Origin of the sequence: Kutzneria chonburiensis, assembly GCF_028622115.1 — a bacterium.
Taxonomy (GTDB): Bacteria; Actinomycetota; Actinomycetes; order Mycobacteriales; family Pseudonocardiaceae; genus Kutzneria; species Kutzneria chonburiensis.
Genome location: NZ_CP097263.1, coordinates 3,901,083 through 3,924,962, shown reverse-complemented (window position 1 = coordinate 3,924,962; position 23,880 = coordinate 3,901,083). Strand labels below are relative to the sequence as shown.

The following is a 23,880-nucleotide window of genomic DNA, read 5'->3' as shown; positions in this document are numbered from 1 at the left end:
AGACAGCACTACATGGAGCACAACTCGCACGCGGGCGCGGCGCTGCCGGCGGCCTACCTCGCGCCGGGCACGTCCTCGTTCGTGGACTTCCTGCGCGCACAGGCGCCGGAGCTGCTGCCGTTCAACAAGATCGTGCCCGGCGCGCGGCCGCTCGAGCTGGCCCACGGCACCACGATCGTGGCCGTCGCCTACAAGGGCGGCGTCCTGATCGCTGGTGACCGCCGGGCCACCCAGGGCAACGTGATCGCGCACCGGGACATGGACAAGGTGTACGTCACCGACGAGTACTCGGCCGTCGGCATCGCCGGCACCGCCGGGCTCGCGGTCGAGATGGTCCGCCTCTACCAGCTCGAGCTGGAGCACTACGAGAAGCTCGAGGGCGTGACCATCACGCTGGACGGCAAGGCCAACCGCCTCGGCGCCATGATCAAGGGCAACCTGGAGGCGGCCATGGCCGGCCTCGTCGTGCTGCCCCTGTTCGTCGGCTACGACGTGGACGCCCCCGACGCCGACCGGGCCGGCCGGATCGTCACCTACGACGTCACCGGCGGGCGCTTCGACGAGCACGCCGGCTACCACTCGATCGGCTCCGGCTCCGTGTTCGCCAAGGGCGCGCTGAAGAAGCTGTACGACCCCGACGCCGACCAGGACGCCGCCGTGCGCGTGGCCATCGAGGCGCTCTACGACGCCGCCGACGACGACTCCGCGACCAGCGGGCCCGACCTGGTGCGCCGGATCTTCCCGGTCGTCATCACCGTCGACGGCGCCAACGGCGCCGTGCGGGTGCCCGACGAGACCACCGCCGCGGTGTCCGAGGCGGTCGTCGCGGGACGCACCCGCAGCTGATGACGTTCCCACGAACCACAGGAGCCGCACCGTGACGTTGCCGTTGTACGCATCCGCCGAGCAGGTGATGCGGGACCGCTCGGAGCTCGCCCGCAAGGGGATCGCCAGGGGCCGCAGCGTTGTCGTGCTCACGTACACCGACGGCGTGCTCTTCGTCGCCGAGAACACCTCGTCGACGCTGCGCAAGGTGTCCGAGATCTACGACCGCATCGGCTTCGCCGCCGTCGGCCGGTACAGCGAGTTCGAGAGCCTGCGGGTGGCCGGCGTCCGGCACGCCGACCTGCGCGGCTACCAGTACGACCGGCGGGACGTGAACGCCCGTTCGCTGGCCAACGCCTTCGCCAGCCTGCTCGGCTCGATCTTCACCGAGCAGATCAAGCCGTTCGAGGTCGAGGTGTGCCTGGCCGAGGTCGGCACGGCCTACGGCAGCGACCAGCTCTACCGTCTGACCTACGACGGCTCCATCGTCGACGAGCCCAGGTACGTCGTGATGGGTGGGCAGGCCGACGCCATCTCCGGGGCGCTCAAGGACTCCTACCAGGACGACGCCTCGCTGGCCGACGCGCTGCGGGTGGCCGTGGCCGCGTTCGACGCCGGCAGCCCGTCCAGCAACGGCGACCGGCCGTTGGAGGTCGCCGTCCTCGACCGCAAGCGGCCGCGCCGGGCCTTCCGCCGCATCCAGGGCAACGTCCTGGAGCAGCTGCTGGCCTCGACCAAGCCCGCCCCCGCCGAGGAACCCCCGCCGAGCCCGAGCCGGAGAAGCCCGCCGAGTAACCCCTCTCGTGCCACATGCGCTTCCTATGTGCGTTCCAACGCCACATGGGAAGCGCATGTGGCGTTTCCGGGGGTGTCAGCCGAGGCCGATGTAGCGTTTGGCAGCCGTGACGGCGTCGTCGCTGGAGCCGGAGAACTGGAACAGCAACGATCGGTTGCCCACGCCGATCGCCAGTTCCCCGGTCCCTTGGGCGGCATCCTGCTCGACGCAAGCGATGTCCGTGCCGGCGATCTCGATGGGCGGCAGCTCCTTGCATTTCGCGGTGGCCTCCTCCATGCCCGGAATCAGGCCGAACTGGAGGGTCCACCGGTCCTTCCCGTAGAAGCAGTCGTGCGATCCGGGCGGCAGCACCTTCATCATGAACGGCGGATCCTGGTCGATCAGCTCGCCGAAGAACGGGTCGGTGGAACAGGTTTCCGGCACGACCCCCATCTTCTGAGCGGTCGTGCTGCTCGGCACGCCACCGGCCGTCGGGGATGGCGGGCTCGATGACGTGGAGACCGCGGCGGGGTGGCTGGCCGGGGTAACGGCGTTGACGACCGCGTAGCCGCCGGCCGCGACGACTGCAGTGGCCACGGCGGCGATGGCGACCTTGGCCCCGACGCCCATGCCCTTCGCCGTGCCGGCCTTGGCTGCGCCGCCCGGATGCGTGGGATGCCCGGCGGGGTGTTGCCCAGCGGAAGGGTGGCTGGGGGCAGGGTGGCCTGGTGACGTGGGCGCGGTGGTCTGGTGTGCAGCGGCCTGAGGTGCCGCGGGCTGGGCGGCCGGGGTGGCGTGGCCGGGGACCAGCGCGTGGGTGTGCTGGGCCAGCGTGGCCTGGGCGTTCTGGCCGAGCTGCTGCCACACCGTGATGGCCGTGGCGATCGCTGCTGCGGCCGCCGCCACCTGGCCGGTGATCAAGGCGAGGATGCCGACCTCGTGGGTGAAGTAGGCCAAAGCCGAGCGGTCGCCGGCGAGTTCGGCGGCGGCCTTGCCGCGGTCGAGGATGTGCTGCCACGCGCCCAGGCGGCCGGAACACGCGGCGATCGGCGCGGCGGACTTGGCCAGACGCGCGCCCAGGTCGGGGCGGCCGTGGCGAGCCAAGGCGTCGACCACGCCGGAGAGCAGCGCGGCGTGCTGGGCCAGCTGGACGGGGGAGAACCTTGGCAGGGCAGCGCCGAGCCGCTCGGCCACCCAACCGACGACAGGCAGGCCGGGCACCAGATCCGCGGGCAGGGCGGCGGTTACGCCGGGGGCGAGCGTGATCACGTCGGTGGTGATCACCAGGCCGCGCGCGGCGAGCTCGTCGATCGCGGTGGTGGGGGCGTCGGCCAGCCAGGACAAGACGTCGGGCAACAGCGGGGCGTCGGCGATGGCCAGCACAGAGACCATCGCGCGGGCGGGTGCGCTGAGATAGCCGAAACTGCGGGCGAGCAACTCGCTCAGCTCGGCGGCGCGGGGCAGCGTCGGCCGGCCGTCCGGACCGGGGCGTACGGCGGCGGCCGCCCGGAGCAGCAGCAACGGCGACCCCTCCGCGACCTGCCACAACTGGGCCGCGGCAAGCTGTTCCGACTCGTCCAGCGGGCGATTCAACGCGGCGGTGAGCAGCTCCAGCGTTGGTGCCCAGGCCAGCCCGCCCAACGGCAGGGACCGGCCGTCGGAGCGCAACGAGCGCTGCTGGCACGTGAACACGACCGCGGCGTCGGGCACGGCGTCGAGGAACTCGTCGCGTTCGGTGTCGGCCAGGTCGAGATCGTCGAGCAGCAGGCAGATGTCCACGCCGGACAGCAGCCGGCGCAGCTCCACCGGCGACGGCCGGTAGCCGGCGGTCTCGTAGCAGGCCTCGAACACGTCCTGGAGCACGTCGCCGGGCGTTCGGCCGGCCGCCGGCAGGAACACCGTGGCCGGCAGGTTCAGCTCACCGGCGGCGTGGCGCAGCAGCGTGCTTTTGCCCGCCCCCGGCGGCCCGTAGACCTGGACGAGCCGGTCGGCGGCCACGGCTTCGCGCACGGCGGCCAGTTCCTGTTCCCGGCCGACCGGGCGGGCCGGACGTCGCGGCAGCAGGCTGATCACCGGGCGGCGCACCGGTTGCGGGCGGGCGCCCGGCGCCACCACGGTCACCACGGATTGCTCGGCCCACACCGTGATGTTGTGATCGCCCACGACGAGTTGCCCGACGACGTCACCGCCGACATGGACGCTGGTCATGCGCGTCTCACCCGCCGAGGCTGTGGCGGAACTGGGCAGCCAGCTCGTCACCGCCTGCCGCCACCAGCTTGGCCACTACCGGCCCGAACACGATCCGGTTCACCGCCCCGATGAGCCCCGGCAGCGTGCGCCGGAACCAGCCGTGCGCCTTGGCCACTGCCGGCACATCGACCGTGTCGCCGGTCAGCGCCGTCTCCAGCTCGTCGAGCTTCGACACCGCCTCCGGCTCGCCGGTCAGCGCGGTCCGCAGCGCGTCGACAGCCGCCCGCAGCTCGGCCAGGTCCGCCGCCGTCACACCGCCTTGGACCTGTTGCCAGCTCAGCGTGTTGCTGTTGCCGACGTTGACCTGCCCGGTCAGATTGCCGCCGATGTGGATGCTCGTGTGCTCAGGTCGGTCATTGGCCATCCCCAGACTCCTGACGTGCGCGGAGTACCCCGGGAGACGATCGCCCTGCCGCCGCATGGCGTTAGGCCGGTTTGTCGGTATTCACCTGTAAGGCCTAGGCCGTCAGCTGCTTGACCAGGGCTTCGGTGTCCGGATTCCAGACCCGCACCGTGCCGTCTTGGGAAGCGCTGGCGAGGTTGCCGTCGGGCGCGAAGGCCACCGCGTTGACGGAGTCCGTGTGGCCCTTGAGATCCCGGAACTGCTTGTACGTGGTGGCATCCCAGATGCGGATGTTGTTGCCGTCGCAGGCGGCGAGCCGGGAACCGGTGGTGGTGTAGGTGAGGCCGTTGGGGGATCCCGTGCTGTCGCTGAACGTGCCGGCGACTCGCTGGTTGCCGATGTTCCAGATCAAGCCGTCGAGCCCGCCATAGCCGGCGGCCAGTTTCTCGCCGCCGGGCGCGAAGGCGACGGCGATGGCCGCGCTGTTGGCCCGCTCGTTGATCAGGGGATCACCGATCTGCTGGTGGGTCGCGGTGTCCCAGAGTCGCACCGTGCCGTCGTTGGTGTAGGTGTTGTTGTCCGTGTGCCACTCGGTCGATCCGGCGCTGGCCAGCACCTTGCCGTCAGGACTGTAGGCCAGCGAGCTGATGGTGCCGGAGTGGCCGCTCAGCATCGGCGCGATCACCGTCCGCTGGGCCACGTCCCAGATCTGGATGTTCCCGTTCACGTCGCCCACGGCCAACGTGCGTTTGTCCGGGCTGAACGCGATTGACGTGACGCCGTGCTGTTTGTTGACCACGACGGTGTCGCCGAACGGGATGCCGATCAGCCGGTGGCTGGTCGTGTCGAACAACCGGACGCCGTCGTAGCCGGCCGCGGCCAGCATCGCGCCGTCCGGGCTGAAGGCGAGCTTGGTCCTCGTTTCGGATTTGTCGAGCGGGATCTTCGTGAGCTGCCAGTTGCTGGTGTTCCACAGCCGGATGGTTTCGGTCCCCGGCTCGTAGCCGCTGGCGGCGAGCAGCTTGCCGTCGGGGCTGTAGGCGACCGCCAGCATGTTGGGCGGCGACGGTGGCGAGGACGTCGTGGTTTTCGGTCGTAGTGCCAATACCAGCGTCACCGTCAGGGCGATGACCACCGCCACCGCGATACCGGCCAGCAGTGGGATGTTCCGGCGCAGCGGGACCCTGACCGCCGGTGCTGGGGGTGGGGTCGGCGGCTTCGGGGGCACAAGCAGCGCTTTGGCGGCGATGGCGACGTCCGGGACGTCGTTCTTGGCAATCGCCGCCAGGGTTTCCCGGGCCTGAGCGGCCAGCGTGGCGTCGTCGAGGAGCTGGCCCAGTTCCTGCACGCCCGCCAGCCGTACGGATGGCAGCGGGCTGTCCAGGGCGCTGCGCAGGTGCTCGGGCAGGGGCGTGGTGTCGACCGGCACGCCGGCCGGAGAGCGGGCCAACAGGATCTGGCCCTCGGCCTGGTACACCGACCGCTGCGGGGTCTGGGCGACGCCGGCCTCGCGCAGCCGGTCGAAGGCGTACTCGTAGGCGTCGTCCACGGAGATGTAGCCGTCATGGTCCCGATCCGCATCTCCGCTGCGGATGCCGTTGACCAGGGCGTTGGTGAACACCGAGCCCGGCTGCACGGCGTCGGCCAGTGGCTCGCCCTCGAACGAGTACTCGCTGCCGCGGGAGGCCGTGAGCACCACCCGGCCGCGGCCCTGGCCGTGGAAACGGCGGTCCAGGCCCAGGTCGTCGTCGCCCTTGGCCCGGTCCCCGAACGCGCCGCTGAAGCAGCAGTCCAGGATCACCACCTGCCGCCGGGCCCGGCAGTCCTCCAGCTGGTCCAGCAGCCACTCCGCCTCGACGCCCGTGGACGCCAGGCGGTTCTTCTGAGTGTCGGTCGCCGCGAAGTACAGCCGTCGGCGGGCGTCGACCAGGCCGTGACAGGACAGGTAGACCACCACCAGGTCGTCCGGCCTGCGGTCGCTGAGGAACTCCTCCACCGCCAGCCGGATCTCCTGCGCCGACCGGTCCAGCACGGTCGTCACCGCGAACCCGCCCACCGCCGGGTCGGCCAGCAGCTCGCCCAGGTCCGCCGCGTCCCTGGCCGGCGCGCGCAGCTGCCGCAACGAGGCGTCTCGGTAACCCGCCGTGGCCACCACCAGCGCCAGGCGACGCTCCGCCGGCAGGTCCGGCGAGGGTCTGCTGCCCTGCATGCCGGCCATCCAACCGCGACGCAGCGGCCGAATGGCCGCTGCGTTATCGAACCTTTGTCAGCGATACACGGTTAGCGCAGTGGGACGGGAGGCGAAGGTGAACACGGTGCCCTCGGCGCGGACCTCGCCGTCGGTGGCGATGGCAACGGGGCGGCCGTGCACACGGACGGTGAACGAGGGCAGGTCGAGCTGGCGGTAGGTGTGGCTGCGGTGCAGGGCGCCGGCGAGGGCGGCGAGTACGAACCGGGTGCGCGAGAACGGGATGTCGGCGCGGATGAAGCGCACGTCGAGAAGGCCGGAGTCGAGGCGGTGACGGGTGGCGGGGGCAAAGCCCTTGGGCAGGTAGGGGTTGTTGCCGACGAACACCATCCACACCGTCTGCCGGCGGCCGTTGATCGTGACGGTGAGCGGCTCGGCCTCGTGCAGGATGCGGACGAGGGCGTAGGCGCCGGCGGGCCATTTGCCGAGGCGCTTGGCGTGCTTGTCGCGCAGCAGGACCAGGTCGGGGTATCCGCCGAGGCTGGCGGTGTTCAGGAAGATCACCGGCTCATCGCCGTCCACGGACACGGATCCCAGGCCGATGCCGATCCCGGCGCCGTTTTCGGTGGCGATGCGGGTCTGCTCCAGGCTCTCGACGCCGATGTCACGGGCGAAGTGGTTGAGCGTGCCGGCGGGCACGACGGCCAGCGGCAGCTCGGCATCGGCGGCCGCCGCGGCGACGGCGGCGACCGTGCCGTCACCGCCGGCCGCGCCGAGGGCCCGGGCCTCGGACAGGTCCTGCCCGGACAGGTCGTCGATGCGGATCACGCTGGCCTTGGGCCAGGCCGCCTTGATCTGCACGGCCGGGTCGGTGTCGTCCGGCCCGGAGTTGGGGTTGGCGACGATGGTCAACCCCTCCCCGTCCTGGAGCACGGCGGCATGCACGGGCGCGTCGGATTCGGCCGGTTGGCCGACGCCCAGCGGCCACCAGCGGCGCGTGAGCAGCCCGAGACCGACGCCGATGGCGGCGCCGCAGGCCACGTCGGACGGCCAGTGCACGCCGGTGTGCACGCGCGAGTAGGCCACGGCCGCGGCGACCGGCGCGACGAACGCGGCGGCGACCGGCGACTCCATGGCCACGGCCGTGGTGAAGGCGGCGGCCGACGCGGCGTGACCGGACGGGAAGGAGGAGGACGTGGGCCGTCGGGTCAGCCGCCGGGCCACCGGAACCAGGTCGGCGGCGGGGCGTCGGCGGGGAAAGACCTGCTTGCCCAGGGCGTTGGCGGTGAAGCTGGCTCCGGCGATGGCCACCAGGCCGCGCAGCGCCGCCCGCCGACCCCGACCGGGGATGGTGGCCAGCACGGCCGCGGCCGTGAACCAGATCATGCTGTGATTCGCCGAGGTCGACAGCTTCTTGACGACAAGATCGGCGCGGGACGGCCGCAGCGCCGCCGACCTGCGCATCAGGGCCTCGTCGAGGCGGTTCACGGATCGCACGTTATGCGAAGGTAGCCGAAATTTCGCGCCGATCCCCGAACGGCGCACGGTCAGCACGCGCCGGACCGCCTACTGTGAAGGGATGCAGCGGCGGATCTTCGGAATCGAGACCGAGTTCGGGGTGACCTGCACGTTCCACGGGCAGCGTCGGTTGTCACCCGACGAGGTGGCGCGGTACCTGTTCCGGCGCGTCGTGTCGTGGGGGCGCTCGTCGAACGTCTTCCTGCGCAACGGCTCGCGCCTGTACCTGGACGTCGGCTCCCACCCGGAGTACGCGACCGCCGAGTGTGACGACCTCACCCAGCTGGTCACGCACGACAAGGCCGGCGAGCGGATCCTGGAGGACCTGCTCGTCGACGCCGAGCGGCGACTGGCCGACGAGGGCATCGGCGGCGACATCTTCCTGTTCAAGAACAACACCGACTCGGCCGGCAACTCCTACGGCTGCCACGAGAACTACTGCGTGGCCAGAGCCGGCGAGTTCTCCCGGATCGCCGACGTGCTGCTGCCGTTCCTGGTGACCAGGCAGCTGATCTGCGGCGCCGGCAAGGTGCTGCAGACCCCGCGCGGCGCCGTGTACTGCCTGTCGCAGCGGGCCGAGCACATCTGGGAGGGCGTGTCCAGCGCGACCACCCGGTCCCGGCCGATCATCAACACCCGCGACGAGCCGCATGCCGACGCCGAGCGCTACCGGCGGCTGCACGTGATCGTCGGCGACTCCAACATGTCCGAGGTGACGACGCTGCTCAAGGTGGGCAGCGCCAACCTGGTGCTGGAGATGATCGAGCAGGGCGTGCAGTTCCGTGACTTCAGCCTGGACAACCCGATCCGGGCCATCCGCGAGATCAGCCACGACCTGACCGGCCGGCGCCTGGTCCGGCTGGCCGGCGGGCGGGAGGCCTCCGCGCTGGACATCCAGCGGGAGTACCACGCCAAGGCCGTCGAGCACGTCGCGTCGCGGACCAACGACCCCACCTCGCAGCGGATCGTCGAGCTGTGGGGCAAGGTGTTGGACGCCGTCGAGCAGCAGGACCTGTCCAAGATCGACCGGGAGATCGACTGGGCCGTCAAGCACCGCCTGATCGAGCGCTACCAGGCCAAGCACGGTCTGGAGCTGTCCAGCCCCCGTATCGCCCAGCTCGACCTGGCCTACCACGACATCCGGCGCGGGCGCGGCATCTTCGACCTGCTCCAGCGCAAGGATCTCGTGCACCGCGTCACCGACGACGGCGAGATCGAGGCGGCCAAGGACACCCCGCCCCAGACCACCCGGGCCAAGCTCCGCGGCGACTTCATCGCCGCCGCCCAGGCCGCCGGGCGTGACTTCACCGTCGACTGGGTGCACCTCAAGCTCAACGACCAGGCCCAGCGGACCGTGCTCTGCAAGGACCCGTTCCGCGCGGTCGACGAACGAGTCGAGCGCCTGATCTCCAGCCTCTGACGTCGGACCCGCGAAGGCCCGCTCCCGGTGTGGGGGCGGGCCTTTCGCTGTCTACGGCGTCGTGACGATCAGCAGGACGACGTCCAGGAGTGAGACGAGCATGGCGGCCTGGAAGGGGTGGCGGCGGCCGAAGAGGAGGACTACGGCGGAGAGGGCGACGGCGTACGGGTTGAGGACGGCGGCGGCTGCGAGCAGGAGGAGGCAGGTGGCGGCCCAGCTGTAGCGGGGGCCGAGGCGGTGGGGGAGGCCGCGGACGCCGGTGGCGAGATCCTGGGCGAGGTCGGGCAGGGCGTTGGCGAAGTGGGCGCCGGAACCGAGTAGGGCGCCGGCGGTGAGGAGCCACCACGGGGGAGTGGCGGGGACGCCGAGCACGACGAAAGCGGGGCCGGCGGCGAAAGAGACGGCGTAGGGGAGCACGGAGAAGGCAGTGCCCTTGAGTAGGGCGTTGTAGCTCCAAGCGCTGCCGACGGCCACCAGGTGCACGAAGCCGGGGATGAGGCCGGAGAGGAAAGACAGTGGCACGAGAGCCACGCTCGCTGCGCCAAACGCCACCAACACCGCTTTCGCGGCGACCTCGCCGTTGGGGATGGGCTTGTCCTGACGACCGGAGGCGGCATCGCGGTCTCGGTCGAGGTAGTCGTTGAGCCAGCCGACGGAGAGCTGCCCGGCGAGGATGGCGGCACCGACGGCGGCGATGCCGGCGGGCGAACGGCCCCAGACGACGGCCAAGCCCATGGAGATCACCGTGACCGCGACGGCCGGCGCGGGATGGCTCGCGCGGACCAATCCGGAGACGGTGGACACGATCCACTACTCTGCCGCAACCGGGGCGAGGAGACACGGTGCCGTCGACTGATCTGATCTACACGTACGTGGTCCCGGCGCGCCCGGACAAGGTGTTCGAACACCTCGCCGACCCGGCCAACTACGTCGGACTGTCGCCACTCGTGGTCAAGGTGTACGACGTCGACGAAACGGGCTACACGGCGGTCGAACGGTTCCGGCTCGGCCCGGTCAAGTACGACAACCACATCAGGGTGAACCTGACCGTCGGCGACAACGTCGTGGCTAGTGACGTGCATAGTCCGGGCGGTGTGCGGATGGCTCACCGGTTCGAGCTGTCGGACCACGTCGACGGCTGCGAGATCGTGGAGCGGGCGCATCTGACGGCGCCGTTCGGGCTGGTGCGGTTCACCGCAGCGCAGGCGCGGGGCGTGCTGCACGCCCGAAGAGCGATCCTGACCGGCAGGCTGGAGGGCTAAGGTGCTGGGGTGTCCATAGCCCGTGCCGAACGGCTCGTCAACCTCGTGCTGTGCCTGCTGTCGACCCGGCAGTACCTGACGGCCGACCGGATCAGGACGATCGTGCCCGGCTACCCGGAGGACGCCAACCCGGAGGCGTTCTACCGGATGTTCGAGCGCGACAAGGCCGAGCTGCGCGACCTGGGCATCCCGCTGGAGACCGGCCGCAACAACCCGTTCGACCCGGCCGACGGCTACCGCATCGCCCGCCGCGACTACGAGCTGGGCGACATCGACCTGGAGCCGGACGAGGCCGCGGCGGTGGCGCTGGCCGTGCGGCTGTGGGACTCGCCGGAGCTGACCGGCGCGGCCGAGGTGGCGCTGCTGAAGCTGCGCGCTGCCGGTGTTGACGTGGACCAGGCGGCGCCGGCCGCGGTGGAGCCGCGGGTGCGGGCCAGCGAACCGGCGTTCGCGACGCTGCTGCAGGCCGTGCAGACCGGACGGGTCGTCACGTTCGACTACCGCCGCCCGGTGCCGGCGGAGGTGCGGACGCGGACCGTGGAGCCGTGGGGCGTCGTGTCGTGGCGCGGCCGCTGGTACCTGGTCGGGCACGACCGCGACCGGCGGGCCCCGCGCTGCTTCCGGCTGTCGCGGATCGTCGGCGACGCCAAGGCCGTGAGCAAGCCGGGCGAGGTGCACGCGCCGGCCGGCGTGGACCTGATGAGCTACGTGAAGGGCTTCGAGGACGGGCACGCGCAGGGCACGCTGGCCCGGCTGTGGGTGGCCAAGGGGCAGGCGCAGGGGCTGCGGCGGCGGGCCGAGGTGGTCGGCACGGACGTCCTCGACGGAGTCGAGGGTGACCTGCTGGAGATCGAGCTGACCCTGCCCGAGTCGGCCGCGGGCTGGATCGCCGGCTTCGGCGCGGACGTCGAGGTGATCGAGCCCGAGCTGCTGCGCAAGTCGGTGTACGAGCGGCTGCTCGGTGCGTTGGGCGCGGTCGAGGGGAAGGCGTCATGAGTTCGGGTGGGGGGACGGACCGGCTGACCCGGTTGCTGGCGCTGGTGCCGTACCTGATCGCGCGGCCCGGTATCCGCGTCGACGAGGCGGCGGCCGATTTCGGCGTGACGGCGCGGCAGCTGCGCAAGGACCTCGAGCTGCTGTGGATGTGCGGGCTGCCGGGCTACGGGCCCGGCGACCTGATCGACCTGTCGTTCGAGGGCGAGACGATCACCGTCACGTTCGATGCCGGCATGAACAAGCCGCTGCGGCTGACCGGCGCTGAGGCGACCGCGCTGCTGGTGGCGCTGCGGGCGCTGGCCGACACGCCGGGCGTGGCCGACACCGACGCGGTGCGGCGGGCGCTGGCCAAGGTCGAGGCTGCCGCCGGCGAGGCCCAGCCGGCCGGCGTCGTCGTCGGGCTGGCCGCGCCGGAGGCCGAGGCGACGGCCGAGGTGCGGGAGATCGTCCGGGACGCGCTCAGCCGTAAGCGGGCGCTGCGGATCCGGTACTACACGGCGTCACGCGACGAGATCACCGAGCGGGTCGTCGACCCCATGCGGGCGCTGCTCGTGGAGGGCCGCAACTACCTCGAGGCGTGGTGCCGCTGCGCCTCAGACGTGCGGCTGTTCCGCCTCGACCGGATCGACGACATCGAGGTGCTCGACGAGGCCGCCGCCCCGCCGCCGTACGCCGAGCCCACCGACGTCTCCGGCGGCCTGTTCCGGCCCGAGGCCGGGCAGCAGGTCGCCGTGCTGCGGCTGGAGCCCGACGCCCGGTGGATCTCCGAGTACTACGCCGTCGACGAGCAGACCGAGCTCGACGGCGGCCGGTGCCGTGTGGTCATGCGGTACACCGATCCCACGTGGATGGCCAGGTTGGTGATCGGCACCGGCGGCCTGGCCGTGGCCGAGGGGCCGGCCGAGCTGGTGGACCTGATCCGGGAACGGACGTCGGCGGCGTTGCGGCGGTTCGGCCGGCAACTCGCCGGCTGAACCCCCGCGAGTCCCGCTTTCTGGCACACCGAAACACGCTTTCGAGCACATTCAAATGTCACATGAGCGTCGTACTTGCCTCCCAGCGGCACCTGGGGACCGCATGTGACGTCGGGGCGTGGGTGGGGGGTGGGTTGGGGGAGGGCTGGGGCTTGGGTGTGCCTGAGGGCGGGTTTCGGTGTGTCGCAGAGCGGGACTCGCGGGGGTGGTGGGCTGTACCTGGGCCGTATCCGGGAACCGTTACCGTGGGCACGTGTTGTACGTCATCGCCGCGCTGGTGGTCGTGCTGGGGCTGGTGCCCCTGGGCGTCACGCTGCAGCGCACCCTGCGCAAGGCCGCCCGGTTGAAGAGCACGGCGGCGCGGGCGCAGGCCGACATCGCCGATCGGCGGGGGCTGATCCGGGCCAGGATCGCCGCGCTGGGAGTGGCGCTCGCCCAACGCCGTAGGATCGGGTCGGAGCACGGGGTCGCCGGCACGGCGGCGGAGGTTGAGGGGCGGCATCGGTGACGTCCGAGGACAAGTCGGAGCGCAAGGGCAAGAAGCGGCGTCGCCGCAGCCGTCGGCACAACCCCGACGGCACGATGACGCTGATGGAGCACCTGTACGACCTGCGGTACCGCCTCGGCATGGCGCTGCTCGGGGTGTTCATCGGCGCGATCATCGGCTTCGTCTGGTTCGAGGTCACCATCCCGCCGATCCCGACGCTGGGCCAGCTGCTGCTCAAGCCGTACCAGGCCATTCCGCGCAACCTGCTGCTGCCGGGCACCGAGGGCAAGCTGCTTCAGGGCAGCCCGTTCGAGGGCTTCATGGTGCGGTTGCAGGTCGGTATCGCGGTCGGCGCGGTGCTGTTCAGCCCGATGTGGCTGTACCAGCTGTGGGCGTTCATCACCCCGGGCCTGTACGCCAAGGAGAAGAAGTTCGCGCGGATCTTCGTGACCTGCGCGGTGCTGCTGTTCATCGGCGGCGCGGTGCTGGCCTACCTGGTCGTGCCCGAGGCGTTGACCGTGCTGTCCAGCATCAGCGCCAGCGAGTTCGTCACGGCGCTGACGGCCGACAAGTACATCTCGTTCATGCTGGCGCTGCTGGTCATCTTCGGCATCAGCTTCGAGCTGCCGCTGCTGGTGGTGATGCTGAACAAGGTCGGCATCCTGCCGTACGAGAAGCTCAAGAAGTGGCGCCGCGGCATCATCTTCGGCCTGTTCTGCTTCGCCGCCGTCGCCACGCCGGGCCAGGACCCGATCTCCATGTGTGTGCTGGCCGGCGCGCTGACCGTGCTGTTCGAGGTGGCGGTGCAGATCTCCCGCCTGAACGACCGCAAGAAGGGCAAGGACGACGAGTGGGCCGGCCTCTCGGACGACGAGGCATCGCCGCTCAACTACGAACCGCAGCCGGAGCAGGCCACGCCTGAGTCCGAGGTCCGCGCCAAGACGTACGACGAAGACGCCACGTGACGGTAGCGCTGCTGGTGTGCCCGGCGGCCGGCCTCGGCGCTGCCGGGCGGGTCGCCGGCACGGTGGCGAGCCGGCTGCGGACGGCCTGCGGTGACGTCCAGCTGCTGGTCGCCTCGGACGCCGAGGGCACGAACCGGCTGGCCCACAAGGCGGTCCGGGACGGCGTCGAGGTGCTGGCGGTGCTGGGCGGCGACGGTGCCGCGCATGCCGGCGTGCAGGCCTGCGCCGGCACGAAAACCGCGCTCGCGGTCATCCCGGCCGGCACCGGCAACGACTTCGCCCGCGCCCTGGACCTGAGCCTGGACGGCGTCGTGGAGGCGCTGCGCACGGGCCGCCGCCGGTCGATCGACCTGGGGCGGGTGCAGCGCGGGGCCTGGTTCGGCACGGTGTTGTGCGCCGGCTTCGACTCGGCGGTCAACGAGCGTGTGAACCGGATGCGCTGGCCGCGCGGCCCCCGCCGCTACGACCTGGCGATCATGCTGGAACTGGCCCAGTTGCAGTCGAAGCCGCTGACGGTGCGCACGCCGGCCGGCGAGGTGGAGCTGGAGGCGACGCTGATCGCCGTCGGCAACACCCCGTTCTACGGCGGCGGCGTGCCGATCTGCCCCGACGCCGACCCGGGCGACGGGCTGCTCGACGTCACCATCGCCGGGCGGGCCAGCCGGACCGAGCTGATGCGGATCCTGCCCAAGCTGCGCACCGGCCGGCACGTCGACCACCCGGTGGTGACCACGCTGCGCGCCAGCTCGATCGCCATCGCCGGCAACGACTGGATCGGCTACGCCGACGGTGAGCGGCAGCGGGAGCTGCCACTGACCGTCGAATGCGTGCCGAAGGCGCTGAAGGTCGTGGCCTGACGGCCGCTACGACCCCGTACGCCCGAAGCACCGCTCCAGCTCGCTCAGGTCGTAGAAGTAGCTGCCCTTCGAGACCGCGCGGCAACCCGGCTTGAAGGCGGTCTCCTGCTCGTTGTAGAGCGCGCGGACCAGGTACGTGTCGCCCTTGCGATACATGTCCCACTGGATGTTCGCCGCCATCGGCGACACGGCCGCGCCACGCCACGGGTTCGTCGCGTACGTGAACGGCTGGCCGACCGTCACCGCCTTCGTGCTGCCCGGCAGCCGCATCAGGGCGGCCAGCGGGATGATCTCCTCGGCATGCGTGAAACGGAGTTCGGCGCCAAGGGCGCTCGTGCCGTCACGCTTGGCCTCCGCCTGCTTGAAGAAGTCGTCGAGCAGGACGTTCGCCATCTTGTACGTGATGTCGCTGTCGGCGAAGCTCGGGCCCTTCTTGTAGAAGTCCGCCAGGTCGCTGAGGTATCCGAACCACGCCGCGTCCCGCGGCGCGAGGTACCGGTCCATGCCCCAGCCCCGGCCGGCGGGACTCTCGTCGCGCATCGCCGGGGCGATCGAGTACAGGTTGTAAACCGCCTGCGCGGCCGTCAGGTCATTGGCGGTCGACGAGAATTTACCGGCGACGATGCGCTGCACGAACGCCGGCTTGAAGATCCTTCCGAGCACGCGGACCGCCGCACGGTGGCTCGCGTCCTGGTTGGTGAGGCTCGTCAGGGTCGTTGCGAGGCGCTGGTCGTTGGCCAGCCAGTCCCGATACGCCGCGCCCCCGGCGGCCTTGTGGAAGTACAGCAGGTCCGGGTCGGTGCGGGCCGGGCCGACCAGCGGCTTCAGGGCCGGGTCCGCGGCCGTGAGCGCGTCCGTGAAGACCGTGCCGCTGTCCACGGCCCGCCCCTGCCCGGAGCTGACCACGTCGATCTTCTCGCCCTTTTCGGCGATCGTCGTGAACAGCCCCGGCAGCCGCTGCCGCAACCGGCCGGCGGTCGCCGCCAGCTCGTCCTTGCCCCGGCCGCTCAGCCGGCCGTACCCGACCTTCGCCATGGCGGCGTCCAGTGCCCGTGCATCCGGGCCGAACTCCTGGCCCAGTGGGGTGAGCAGGCCATCCGCCGCGGCCCGGTCCCACAACGTGAGGATCAGGGCGGCGTCGTCGCCGTCGGTGGCGGCGCGGGAGCCGTGCCGGGAGACGGTCTCGGTGAACACCGGCTCGAAGCCCTTCGGGACGCCCTGGTACGTCCGAGGGTTCTGCGCCGGCTCATACGACGCCTTGGTGCCGTAGCTGTCCCGGGCGTTCTCGGCCTGCGGTCCGGCGTATGACGGCGTCGGCGTGGCAAGCAGCGCACAGAGCCCGAGGGCGAGCGCGGAGGCGACTCGATTCACCCGTGCACGGTCTCCGGCCAACGTGAACACAGGGTGATCGAAGGGTGGATCAGGCGCTGCCTGAGCTCGTACAACGGCATGAACGGCCGGCCCCGAGGGGCCGGCCGTTCAGTCAGCATTTGGTTGCCGGGCGCTTCCACTTGTCGCCGTCGGTGCTGTCGCCGTCCTTGAGCGTGCCGGCCGACTTCATGAACGCCACCGCGGCATCCTTGAGCTGCTGCTGGAGCTTGGCCGGCGGGTCCGACGGCACCGCGACGCCGCCGTTCTTGGCGAACCAGCCGCTCGGGCCGAAATCGCCGTAGGGCTGGCCGTCCTGGAACACGTGGATCTCGAAGTCCGGGTAGCGGGCGGTGTCCAGGCGGGCGCTGAACTTGTCGTACAGGTTGACCGGCACCTTGCCGCTGCCGCCCTTTTCGGCCCAGCCGCAGGCCCGGTCGGGCCGGAACGACTCCAGCCGCTTGCCCTCGGCGAGCGTGTCCACCGAGGCCAGCGCCAGCGCGTGCACCTTGGCCCGGACGTACACGAACCAGGCGTAGTAGCCGCTGCCGCCGGACTCCGCGCGGGCCTTGGCCTTGGCCGCCTCGTTGGCCTGCGTGAACCCGCCGTGGATGTCCTTGTCCATACAGGACATGGTGACCGCGCCGGTGGTCGCCACCTTGTCGGTGGTGGTGCACGAGCCTGCGGGAACGTCGTCGATCGTGACGCTGGCCGTCATCTCCACGTTCGTCTGGGCCGGCGGCGACGTGCGGGGCGACGTCGTGGTCGTGAAGTGCGCGACGACCTGGCAGCCGGCGGCCTCGCAGTCGTCGAAGTGCTCCAGGTTGTCCACGGCGTTCACCGTGTACTGCACGCTGGTGTTGATGGCGTTGCCGAGCTGGCTGACGTCGGTTTCCATCTCGTCGTAGGTCTGGTCGACGTCATTGGCCGTCACCGGCTTGAAGTCGGCCGTGCCCAGGCCGGTGTAGGACGCCCGCTCACCGTTGAGCCGCAGCAGGTTGCCGGGGTTGGTGAACGCGACCGCCGCCTTCTTGGTGGACTTGTCGATCCAGCGGACCACCCGGTACGGCTGCTCCTTGGCCACGTACAGCGTGCCGTCGGGGGTGTCGCCCTTGAGCACGGCAACGCCGTTGATGGTGGTGCCGTCGTCGCTGGGTTCCGGCAGCTTCTCGGTGCGGGCCACCTCGTCGCGCAGCTTGCCGGCGATCGCCGCCGGCGTGGCATTCTGCTTGGCCAACTCCTTGAGCTCGCCGACGTCGCCGGTGATCCACCGGTCCTTCAGACCGGTCTGGTTGTACGCGTCCTGCAGGGCGCCCGGCGGGAAGTAGGTCCCGTTCAGCTTGAGGTACATCGTGCCGTTGGCCAGCAGGAACTGGAACTTGATCCCGGTGGCCTTGTCGGCCGTCAGCCAGCCGACGGCGTCGCCCATGGTGGTGACGCGGCCGTCGAACTGGCTGCCGTCCGGCAGCTCGGCGGTGTAGTTCGCGACCGGCTGGGCGGCCAGGTTGGCCACCGCCTGCTCGAACGGGCTGCGGTCCGGCGGCCAGGCCAGCCACGTCGTGACGCCGGCGATCAGCAGCACCACCATGGCCGCGGCGATCAGGATGACCTTCTTGCTGCGGCGCTTGCGGGGCACGATCGGCACCAGGTCGGTGCGCAGCGGCGCGTGCCAGTTCGGCGGCAGGTCGGCCGTCACGACCAGCGGCGGGTGCCACGGCTCGGACGGCGCCGGCCAGGTCTGCTGCATCAGCGGCTGCTGGCCGGGCGCGCCCCACTGGGGCTGCGGAATCGCGGCCTGGCCGGCCGGCTGCCGGCCGTCGGGCTGCCACGGCGACTGCGGCAGGTTGGCCACCGGCACCGCCGCGCCGGCCTGCATGGCAATGGTCGACTGGTCGCTCGGCTGCTGCCAGTTCGGCTGCCAGCCCTGCGGCGGCGCGTAGCTGGCCGGCGCGGCCGGCTGCCACGGGGACTGCTGCTCCAGCGGCTGCTGCTGCGGGTAGCCGACCTCCGGCTGGCCGACCGGCTGCTCACCGTTCGGCTGCCAGGGGCTCGGCGGCCCGTCGGCGACCGCCGGCGTCGGCTGCCACGGGCTCTGCGGCAGGCCGGCGACCGGCGCCGACGGCTGCGGGTGTTCGCCCGGCTGGTCGACCGGCGAGGTCTGCTGGTCGTATCTCAGCGGCTCGGCGATCGGGTCCTCCGGCGCCGGCTGCGCGCGCGAAGGCTCGACGGATTCCTGTTCCATGGTCATTCCCCCTACCTTTCGGGCGGAATGATGTCAGGCCAAGGTCACGGGTTAATAGCGTTTATCGAGCGCTTCGGTCAGGTCGCGATAACTGAGCGTGCCGCCGATACCGGCGAACCCGCCGCCGCCGAGCACGGAGCTGAGGGCATCTCGGGCGCTGCCCCAGGCCAGCCGGGCCAGCGCCGAGCCGGTGGAGACACGGCGAACTCCCATGGCCGCCAACGTTTCCAGCGAGGGCAGCGTGGGTGAGGCGAGCACGTTGAGCGCGACACCGGGCAGTTCGGCGATGATCTCCGGAATTCTCGCCTCCGGCAGTCCCGGGGCGAACAGGCAGTCCGCGCCGGCCTCGAGAAACAGCCGCATCCGGGCCAGGCCCTCGTCCATTCCGCCGTCGCCGAACCACCAGACGTCGGTACGGGCATTGATCACCAGCTCCGCGTCCAGCGCGCGGACCTGGGCAATGCGTTCGGCCGCTTCCTCCGGACTCCACAGCTTCGTGTCCGGGTAGCGCGTGTCCTCGATGTTCACCCCGACCACGCCGACATCCAGCGCCGCGCGGACCGTGGCCCGCACATCGTCGTAGCCGCCTTCCAGGTCGGCCGACACCGGCACCGCCGAGGCTTCGACGATCTTTCCCACCGCGTCGACCATCGTCGCCATCGGCATCCGCTGCCCGTCCGGCAGCCCCAGCGCCGCCGCCACGCCCGCACTCGTCGTGCCCAGCGCCGGCACCCCCGGCACCGTCGACAGCAGCCGCGCCGACGCCGGATCCCAGGCGTTGGGCAGCACGAAAAAGCCGCTCTGGTGCAGCTCCCGGAAGCTCGTCATGCCGTTGAGCCTAGGCGCGCCACACTTCGCCGCCACCCGAACTCCGGCCCGGATCCGTGATCAGCAAGGGGTTCTCGTCGGCCAGCCGGGCCAGCACGTCCGCCGTGCTCGTCGCCAGCATCTCCGCCTTCTCGCTCAGGCCGTACGTGATGTAGTGCCAGTGCCCCTCAGCCGGGTACGCCGAGCAGCCTTGCAGCGCGCCGCCCACAAACCCCTTCGGCGGGTGGTAGCCGACGTGCCGGGCGTCGATGGCATCCCAGCCCGGCGCCTCGATCTCCGTCATGTCGTCATGCTAGGCAAGGGTCTGAGTGAGGCTGGCGCTGCCGCCGCCGTACACGAGACGGCCGTGGGCACCGTTGACGATCGGCAAATACGGCGGCACGTGGCCACATTCGACATCGGCAATGATCGGCACCCCCAGACCGCCGAGTGCGTCCATCACGGCCTCGTGCTGCGTGAGCGAATCCGCGGCGGGTGCGCGGGTTCGGCCGACAAGCACGGCGTTCGCCGCCGTGAAGAATCCGGCCAGGCGCATGCCGTGGAGGTTGCGGCAGATCGCGAAGGCGTCGTCGCAACACGCTTCGAGGTAGACCAGCAAGCCCTCGGGCGCGTGATTGCGGGCGAAGGCGGCGACGTTGCCGTAGGGCGTGCCGGCCACGTTGCACAGCGTCTCGATGCAGCCGCCGATGAGTCGTCCTTCGACGGCCACGTCGCCGCCGGTCAGCACCGTCCAGCTGCCGGCCTGGTCCAGGGTGAACGTGTCGACCTCGGGGTTGGTCTGGTAGTCGTCGTGCCCGGCGGCGCGATGCCGGCCCGGCGGGGTCTGCGTGAGGGTGGCCCCTGGCGCCGCCGCGACGATGTCCAGCCACGACAGCAAACCCGGCGGGGTCCGATAGGGCGTGTCCATCAGGTTGTTGCCGTGCACGGTCGCGTGGCCGGTCAGCAGGGTCAGCGGCGTGATGATCGTCGAGATGTCGGAGAAGCCGACCAGCCACGTCGGCTCGGCGGAGCCGATGGCCGCCCAGTCCAGCAGCGGCAGCAGGTCGATCGCGGTCTCGCCGCCCCACGGCGGTACGACGGCGCGGATGGTCGGGTCGGTCAGCATGACGGTCAACTCCGCCGCCCGCTGCGCGGCCGGCGCGCTGACGTGCCCCGAGCCGTCCATGCACTCACCCACGACAACTCGGTAACCCCGCGCCTCGACGGCCTTGACCGCCGCGTCGAGCCGGGCCCGGAGGTCGTCGGGCACGCCGCTGGACGGCGCTGTCACGCCGACTAGGTCGCCGGGCTTGAGCGGGGTGGGAAAGCGCACAGCCATCGGGCTCAGCCGAAGGAGGCGATGCGCAGGACCCAGTCGTCATCGCCGCTGTGGTTGCGGCCGGGCGGCGTGAAGGTCACCTGGCCGCGGCCGACGGGTGGGCTGGCCAAGCGGTAGGCGCCGTCGGTGGGGTCGTACCAGAAGGCGATGGCGCCGGGGCGCAGCTGCGAGAGGTCGACGGTGATCGGGCGGGCGGTGGGCAGGTAGATGACGGCGAGGCGGCCGTCGGCGGTGCGGGCGGCGGTGGCGTAGTCGTTGTCGTTGACGGAGCCCCAGGGATTGGGGGTGCCGTAGCCGGCGGTGAGCAGCTTGTGGTCCTGGTCGGGCACGAGGTCGTACCAGCGGCTGCTGCGGAACAGCTCGGTCATCAGCCGGAACTCGCGAGTGCCCTGGGTGTCCACATGGGACTCCCAGCCGGGCTTGAACTGCCACGTCCAGCCGCTGCCGTAGAGCTGCCCGGTGGCCCCGCTGGTCATCGTCCAGTATTCCTGGCGCCGCAAGGTTTTCGGGCCGGTGTAGTCGTGCTCGTCCTCGTAGTTGGCCTCGACCATGTACACCGGCAGCGGGTTCTCCCGGTTGTACTCCTTGAGCACCTGGGCGTAGGTCGGGTAGTAGGTGTACGCCGAGTCGATCTTGATGTACGGGCGCCAGGTGGGATCGTCGAGCGAGCCGCTGGTCAGGTAGTTCAGCTCGACGGTCTGCAGGTGCGCGGGGTCGGTTTCCTTGAGGCCACGGGCAACCGCCTGCACGAGGGCGGTGTCGTTGGGGTCCTGCCACGTCTGCAGGTCGCAGCCGTTGAACCAGACGATGTTGGGGTACTTGACGAAACGCCGGCCGAGGAACTGACCGAAGGCATGCGCCTTGTCGATCCCGTTGTCCCGCAACAGTTGCAGGTGACCGCAGGTCTCGACGGGGGTGAGCCAGATGGTCAGCCCCTCGTCACGGGCGGCGGCGACCATGTGCTCGACCCGGTCCCAGTAGGCCGGATTGGGCGTGGACAGGTCGCCGACCTTGGTGAACGGCGTGATGCCGTCGTAGGTGGCGTCGTCGGGATGGCCACCCTGGTCGGGCGGCACCAGCGAGTTGATCCACAGCGCGTTGAAGCCGCCGGCCCTGCGGTCGGCGAAGTAGTCCTCGGCCTGCTCCTGCGACATCGTCACGAACAGGCCCTGCGGCGAGTCGCCGGAGATCAGGTACGGCCGGCCGACCTGGTCGAGCAGGTAGCGGCCGTTGGCGCTGACCGAGGTCGGCCAGGCGTACCGCACGCCGCTGTCCTCCGGCGACTGCACCGAGGGCGTCGCCAGGAACGACGAGACGAGCACCGTCGCCGCCACCAAGATCGGGATCCGCACGTTTCGGATCGTACGGACCCCGACCGGTGTGCGCAGTGCTTACGGCACAAGATCTATGCGGTGTTGGGCGATCGGATAATTCCCGCGGGCGAAGGCCTTGGCCATCGGCACGTTGGCCACGTCGGTGCCGGCGACGATCTTCTCCGCGCCCTCGGCGGCCAGCATGTGCGTGGCCTCCGCCAGCAGATCGAGGGCGTAGCCGTGGCCGCGTTGCTCGGGCACGACGGCGATGTAGCCGACGACGTGTGAGCTGTAGTGGTAACAAGGCGCGGCCAGGCCGACGAGATCGCCGCCGGGCGTGTAAGCCAGTCGCCACCACTCGCGAGGGCTGGGCATCCAGAGCAGCAGGTCGAGATCTTCACGGGCCGAGGCGTCCAGGCCCTGCTCGGCGATGGTGCGCCGGACATGGGCGTCGAGGCTCGTCGCGTTGACGCGGCGGAACACGTCGAAGATGACCTCGTCGTCCGGCTCCGGCCGGAACTCCAGGCGGGTGCTGCGTTCCGGCAGGCCGCAGTCCGGCGTCCAGCGATAGGTGTGGCGCTCGACCAGGAACTTCAGGCCGGCCGCGGTCGCCGCGTCCAGACGGGCCGTGGCCGCGGCGTGCGTCGCCGGGTCGTCACGCCAGTTCGGCGGCAGCGGGATCGAGTACTCGGTGCGGAACGGCGCGGTGCGCAGCAGGTGCACGGCCGCGTCGAAATCGGTGAAATCGAACCAGTCCAACGCTTTCGGCTCGGTGTCGTCGGGGCCGGCCCACCAGACCGCGCGGGCGACGACGACGCCGTCCCTGAGCGCGACCCACGTCCACTCTGGACGGTAGTTGCCGGTCGCATACGTCGTGCCGAACGCGCCATAGCCGACCAGCATCGGGTCGGACAGCGTGTCGAACAGTGCTTCTTCGCCGGCCTCGAGCGGCCGGACGATCAGATCAGACATGGTGCTCCGGGAGTGTGTGGTGTGCTCCCGCAGTCACGCCCTTGGGGTCCGGTGGGAGCACGTGAACAGTCGAGTGACCATCGCTCCCACCTCCTTGTCGTGTTCGAAAGGGCGCGCCGGCGAGGTTAGACCGGCCGGCGCGCCCTTCGCGAACGGTTTTTCAGCCCGTGGTGATGAACTTGTCCGGGCTGGTCACGACCGGGGACTCCACGTACAGGTTGCGGTACTCGTCCTGGATGCCGCTGTTGTGCACCTGCAGCGCCAGCGGGCCGTCACGGCCGGCCGTCTTGTCGGTGAAGTCCAGCACCTCCGTCGCCTTGCAGGTGGCCGCCGTGCCCTTGAGCGGGCAGCAGGCCATCCGCGCCACGCCGGTGGTCTTGTTGCCGATCAGCTCGCACTGGCTCCAGTTGTGGATGTCCATCTTGTCGTGCGGCAGCTGCTTGAACAGCTTGCCGCCGCCGTTGTTGTGGCCCGGCCGGTAGTCCCAGTGGCCGCCGTTGGGCGGCTGGAACTGGATGGCGCTCAGCGCGTCCTTGAGCGGGCTGGTGGTGCCCCAGATCAGCACGGTCGGCGCGTGGTTGCCCTTGACCTGGCGGACGCTGAAGATCCAGCGGAAGGTGCCGGGCTGCACCTTGTTGTAGTACAGCCAGCCCCGCGACGTCCCGTTGCCGTGGATCACCCCGTTGGTGGCCGACCACTGGCCGCTGGCCTGCGAGGTCCACCCGTCCAGCGTCTTCCCGTCGAACATGGAGACGAGGTTCGGGTCGTTGTAGGGGTTGTCCGCCTTGGCCGCCTGCGCCGCGGGGGCGGCGACCGCCATGAGCAGGGAGATCGCGATGGTGACTATCCATAGTGGACGACGAACCATGATCCCTCCGAGCGTGAATCGGATTGTAAACCTTTTCATGCGCGGCGTGACCCAGGTTACGAGCGGCCGGAGCCGGGCGTCAACCCGGCTGCCGTGGTGAGGTGCTGACGG

The 23,880-nt window shown here is 70.7% G+C and carries 21 protein-coding genes and 1 pseudogene; 9 read left to right on the top strand and 13 right to left on the bottom strand.

Annotated elements, in window-relative coordinates; genetic code table 11:
* Positions 1-12 precede the first annotated feature (12 nt).
* Both prcB and prcA read left to right on the top strand, forming a co-directional pair.
* Positions 13-846 (top strand): proteasome subunit beta, encoded by an 834-nt coding sequence (gene prcB / locus M3Q35_RS17550; protein ID WP_273942924.1) that lies wholly within the window; start codon positions 13-15, stop codon positions 844-846.
* A gap of 31 nt (positions 847-877) precedes the next feature.
* A pseudogene (gene prcA, locus M3Q35_RS17545) lies at positions 878-1,558 on the top strand (proteasome subunit alpha); the annotation flags it as partial.
* Between the two features lie 138 nt (positions 1,559-1,696).
* Here the strand turns inward: prcA and M3Q35_RS17540 are convergent.
* The 4 genes from M3Q35_RS17540 to M3Q35_RS17525 all read right to left on the bottom strand — a co-directional run bounded on the left by M3Q35_RS17540 (position 1,697) and on the right by M3Q35_RS17525 (position 7,845).
* The gene (locus tag M3Q35_RS17540) at positions 1,697-3,808 is read right to left on the bottom strand and encodes a hypothetical protein (protein ID WP_273942923.1); all 2,112 of its coding nucleotides are present in this window, start codon (positions 3,806-3,808) and stop codon (positions 1,697-1,699) included.
* 7 nt (positions 3,809-3,815) lie between these two features.
* Entirely contained in the window at positions 3,816-4,214 is a 399-nt protein-coding gene (locus M3Q35_RS17535; RefSeq protein ID WP_273942922.1) for a hypothetical protein, read from the bottom strand.
* Positions 4,215-4,308: 94 nt separating this feature from the next.
* A complete protein-coding gene (locus M3Q35_RS17530; protein WP_273942921.1) occupies positions 4,309-6,402 on the bottom strand; it encodes a caspase, EACC1-associated type in 2,094 nt (697 codons plus the stop codon).
* Between the two features lie 57 nt (positions 6,403-6,459).
* Positions 6,460-7,845 carry a bifunctional phosphatase PAP2/diacylglycerol kinase family protein gene (locus M3Q35_RS17525; protein ID WP_273944375.1) on the bottom strand — a complete coding sequence of 462 codons (1,386 nt, stop codon included), beginning with the start codon at positions 7,843-7,845 and terminating at the stop codon, positions 6,460-6,462.
* 115 nt (positions 7,846-7,960) lie between these two features.
* Between M3Q35_RS17525 and pafA the strand changes: the two genes are divergently transcribed.
* Positions 7,961-9,319, top strand: a complete 1,359-nt coding sequence (pafA, locus tag M3Q35_RS17520; RefSeq protein ID WP_211767680.1) for a Pup--protein ligase — start codon at positions 7,961-7,963, stop codon at positions 9,317-9,319.
* Between the two features lie 51 nt (positions 9,320-9,370).
* Here the strand turns inward: pafA and M3Q35_RS17515 are convergent, their stop codons facing one another.
* Complete coding sequence (locus M3Q35_RS17515) at positions 9,371-10,123, bottom strand: UbiA family prenyltransferase (RefSeq protein WP_273942920.1); 753 nt, start codon at positions 10,121-10,123, stop codon at positions 9,371-9,373.
* Positions 10,124-10,161: 38 nt separating this feature from the next.
* Between M3Q35_RS17515 and M3Q35_RS17510 the strand changes: the two genes are divergently transcribed.
* From M3Q35_RS17510 to M3Q35_RS17485, 6 genes are all read left to right on the top strand, one after another.
* Positions 10,162-10,581 carry an SRPBCC family protein gene (locus M3Q35_RS17510; RefSeq protein ID WP_273942919.1) on the top strand — a complete coding sequence of 140 codons (420 nt, stop codon included), beginning with the start codon at positions 10,162-10,164 and terminating at the stop codon, positions 10,579-10,581.
* Positions 10,582-10,590: 9 nt separating this feature from the next.
* Positions 10,591-11,577, top strand: coding sequence for a helix-turn-helix transcriptional regulator (locus M3Q35_RS17505; protein WP_273942918.1), 987 nt, complete (start codon positions 10,591-10,593; stop codon positions 11,575-11,577).
* A complete protein-coding gene (locus M3Q35_RS17500) occupies positions 11,574-12,551 on the top strand; it encodes a helix-turn-helix transcriptional regulator (protein WP_273942917.1) in 978 nt (325 codons plus the stop codon). The genes M3Q35_RS17505 and M3Q35_RS17500 overlap by 4 nt, the downstream gene beginning before the upstream one ends.
* Before the next feature lie 253 nt (positions 12,552-12,804).
* The gene (locus tag M3Q35_RS17495) at positions 12,805-13,059 is read left to right on the top strand and encodes a bacteriophage holin (protein WP_273942916.1); all 255 of its coding nucleotides are present in this window, start codon (positions 12,805-12,807) and stop codon (positions 13,057-13,059) included.
* Positions 13,056-14,003 (top strand): twin-arginine translocase subunit TatC, encoded by a 948-nt coding sequence (tatC, locus tag M3Q35_RS17490; protein ID WP_273942915.1) that lies wholly within the window; start codon positions 13,056-13,058, stop codon positions 14,001-14,003. The genes M3Q35_RS17495 and tatC overlap by 4 nt, the downstream gene beginning before the upstream one ends.
* A complete protein-coding gene (locus M3Q35_RS17485; RefSeq protein ID WP_273942914.1) occupies positions 14,000-14,860 on the top strand; it encodes a diacylglycerol/lipid kinase family protein in 861 nt (286 codons plus the stop codon). The genes tatC and M3Q35_RS17485 overlap by 4 nt, the downstream gene beginning before the upstream one ends.
* Before the next feature lie 6 nt (positions 14,861-14,866).
* Here M3Q35_RS17485 and M3Q35_RS17480 read toward each other — a convergent pair whose 3' ends face one another.
* The 8 genes from M3Q35_RS17480 to M3Q35_RS17445 all read right to left on the bottom strand — a co-directional run bounded on the left by M3Q35_RS17480 (position 14,867) and on the right by M3Q35_RS17445 (position 23,769).
* Positions 14,867-16,231 (bottom strand): histidine-type phosphatase, encoded by a 1,365-nt coding sequence (locus tag M3Q35_RS17480; RefSeq protein ID WP_273942913.1) that lies wholly within the window; start codon positions 16,229-16,231, stop codon positions 14,867-14,869.
* A 112-nt stretch (positions 16,232-16,343) separates the two neighbouring features.
* Entirely contained in the window at positions 16,344-18,476 is a 2,133-nt protein-coding gene (locus M3Q35_RS17475; protein ID WP_273942912.1) for a hypothetical protein, read from the bottom strand.
* A 45-nt stretch (positions 18,477-18,521) separates the two neighbouring features.
* Complete coding sequence (locus M3Q35_RS17470) at positions 18,522-19,298, bottom strand: isocitrate lyase/PEP mutase family protein (protein ID WP_273942911.1); 777 nt, start codon at positions 19,296-19,298, stop codon at positions 18,522-18,524.
* A 10-nt stretch (positions 19,299-19,308) separates the two neighbouring features.
* On the bottom strand, positions 19,309-19,581 hold the full coding sequence (locus M3Q35_RS17465; RefSeq protein WP_273942910.1) for a hypothetical protein: 273 nt from the start codon (positions 19,579-19,581) through the stop codon (positions 19,309-19,311).
* 9 nt (positions 19,582-19,590) lie between these two features.
* On the bottom strand, positions 19,591-20,616 hold the full coding sequence (locus M3Q35_RS17460; protein ID WP_273942909.1) for a S66 family peptidase: 1,026 nt from the start codon (positions 20,614-20,616) through the stop codon (positions 19,591-19,593).
* A 5-nt stretch (positions 20,617-20,621) separates the two neighbouring features.
* On the bottom strand, positions 20,622-21,968 hold the full coding sequence (locus M3Q35_RS17455) for an apiosidase-like domain-containing protein (protein WP_273942908.1): 1,347 nt from the start codon (positions 21,966-21,968) through the stop codon (positions 20,622-20,624).
* 39 nt (positions 21,969-22,007) lie between these two features.
* Positions 22,008-22,901, bottom strand: coding sequence for a GNAT family N-acetyltransferase (locus M3Q35_RS17450; RefSeq protein WP_273942907.1), 894 nt, complete (start codon positions 22,899-22,901; stop codon positions 22,008-22,010).
* A gap of 160 nt (positions 22,902-23,061) precedes the next feature.
* Complete coding sequence (locus M3Q35_RS17445) at positions 23,062-23,769, bottom strand: 3-keto-alpha-glucoside-1,2-lyase-like domain-containing protein (protein ID WP_273942906.1); 708 nt, start codon at positions 23,767-23,769, stop codon at positions 23,062-23,064.
* Positions 23,770-23,880: the final 111 nt, after the last annotated feature.

Bases quoted from the DNA above. Each gene is read 5' to 3' on its own strand.
- prcB (WP_273942924.1), top strand. From the start codon at position 13: ATGGAGCACAACTCGCACGCGGGCGCGGCGCTGCCGGCGGCCTACCTC.
- M3Q35_RS17540 (WP_273942923.1), bottom strand. From the start codon at position 3,808: ATGACCAGCGTCCATGTCGGCGGTGACGTCGTCGGGCAACTCGTCGTG.
- M3Q35_RS17535 (WP_273942922.1), bottom strand. From the start codon at position 4,214: ATGGCCAATGACCGACCTGAGCACACGAGCATCCACATCGGCGGCAAT.
- M3Q35_RS17530 (WP_273942921.1), bottom strand. From the start codon at position 6,402: ATGCAGGGCAGCAGACCCTCGCCGGACCTGCCGGCGGAGCGTCGCCTG.
- M3Q35_RS17525 (WP_273944375.1), bottom strand. From the start codon at position 7,845: ATGCGCAGGTCGGCGGCGCTGCGGCCGTCCCGCGCCGATCTTGTCGTC.
- pafA (WP_211767680.1), top strand. From the start codon at position 7,961: ATGCAGCGGCGGATCTTCGGAATCGAGACCGAGTTCGGGGTGACCTGC.
- M3Q35_RS17500 (WP_273942917.1), top strand. From the start codon at position 11,574: ATGAGTTCGGGTGGGGGGACGGACCGGCTGACCCGGTTGCTGGCGCTG.
- M3Q35_RS17475 (WP_273942912.1), bottom strand. From the start codon at position 18,476: ATGACCATGGAACAGGAATCCGTCGAGCCTTCGCGCGCGCAGCCGGCG.
- M3Q35_RS17470 (WP_273942911.1), bottom strand. From the start codon at position 19,298: ATGACGAGCTTCCGGGAGCTGCACCAGAGCGGCTTTTTCGTGCTGCCC.
- M3Q35_RS17465 (WP_273942910.1), bottom strand. From the start codon at position 19,581: ATGACGGAGATCGAGGCGCCGGGCTGGGATGCCATCGACGCCCGGCAC.
- M3Q35_RS17460 (WP_273942909.1), bottom strand. From the start codon at position 20,616: ATGGCTGTGCGCTTTCCCACCCCGCTCAAGCCCGGCGACCTAGTCGGC.
- M3Q35_RS17450 (WP_273942907.1), bottom strand. From the start codon at position 22,901: ATGTCTGATCTGATCGTCCGGCCGCTCGAGGCCGGCGAAGAAGCACTG.
- M3Q35_RS17445 (WP_273942906.1), bottom strand. From the start codon at position 23,769: ATGGTTCGTCGTCCACTATGGATAGTCACCATCGCGATCTCCCTGCTC.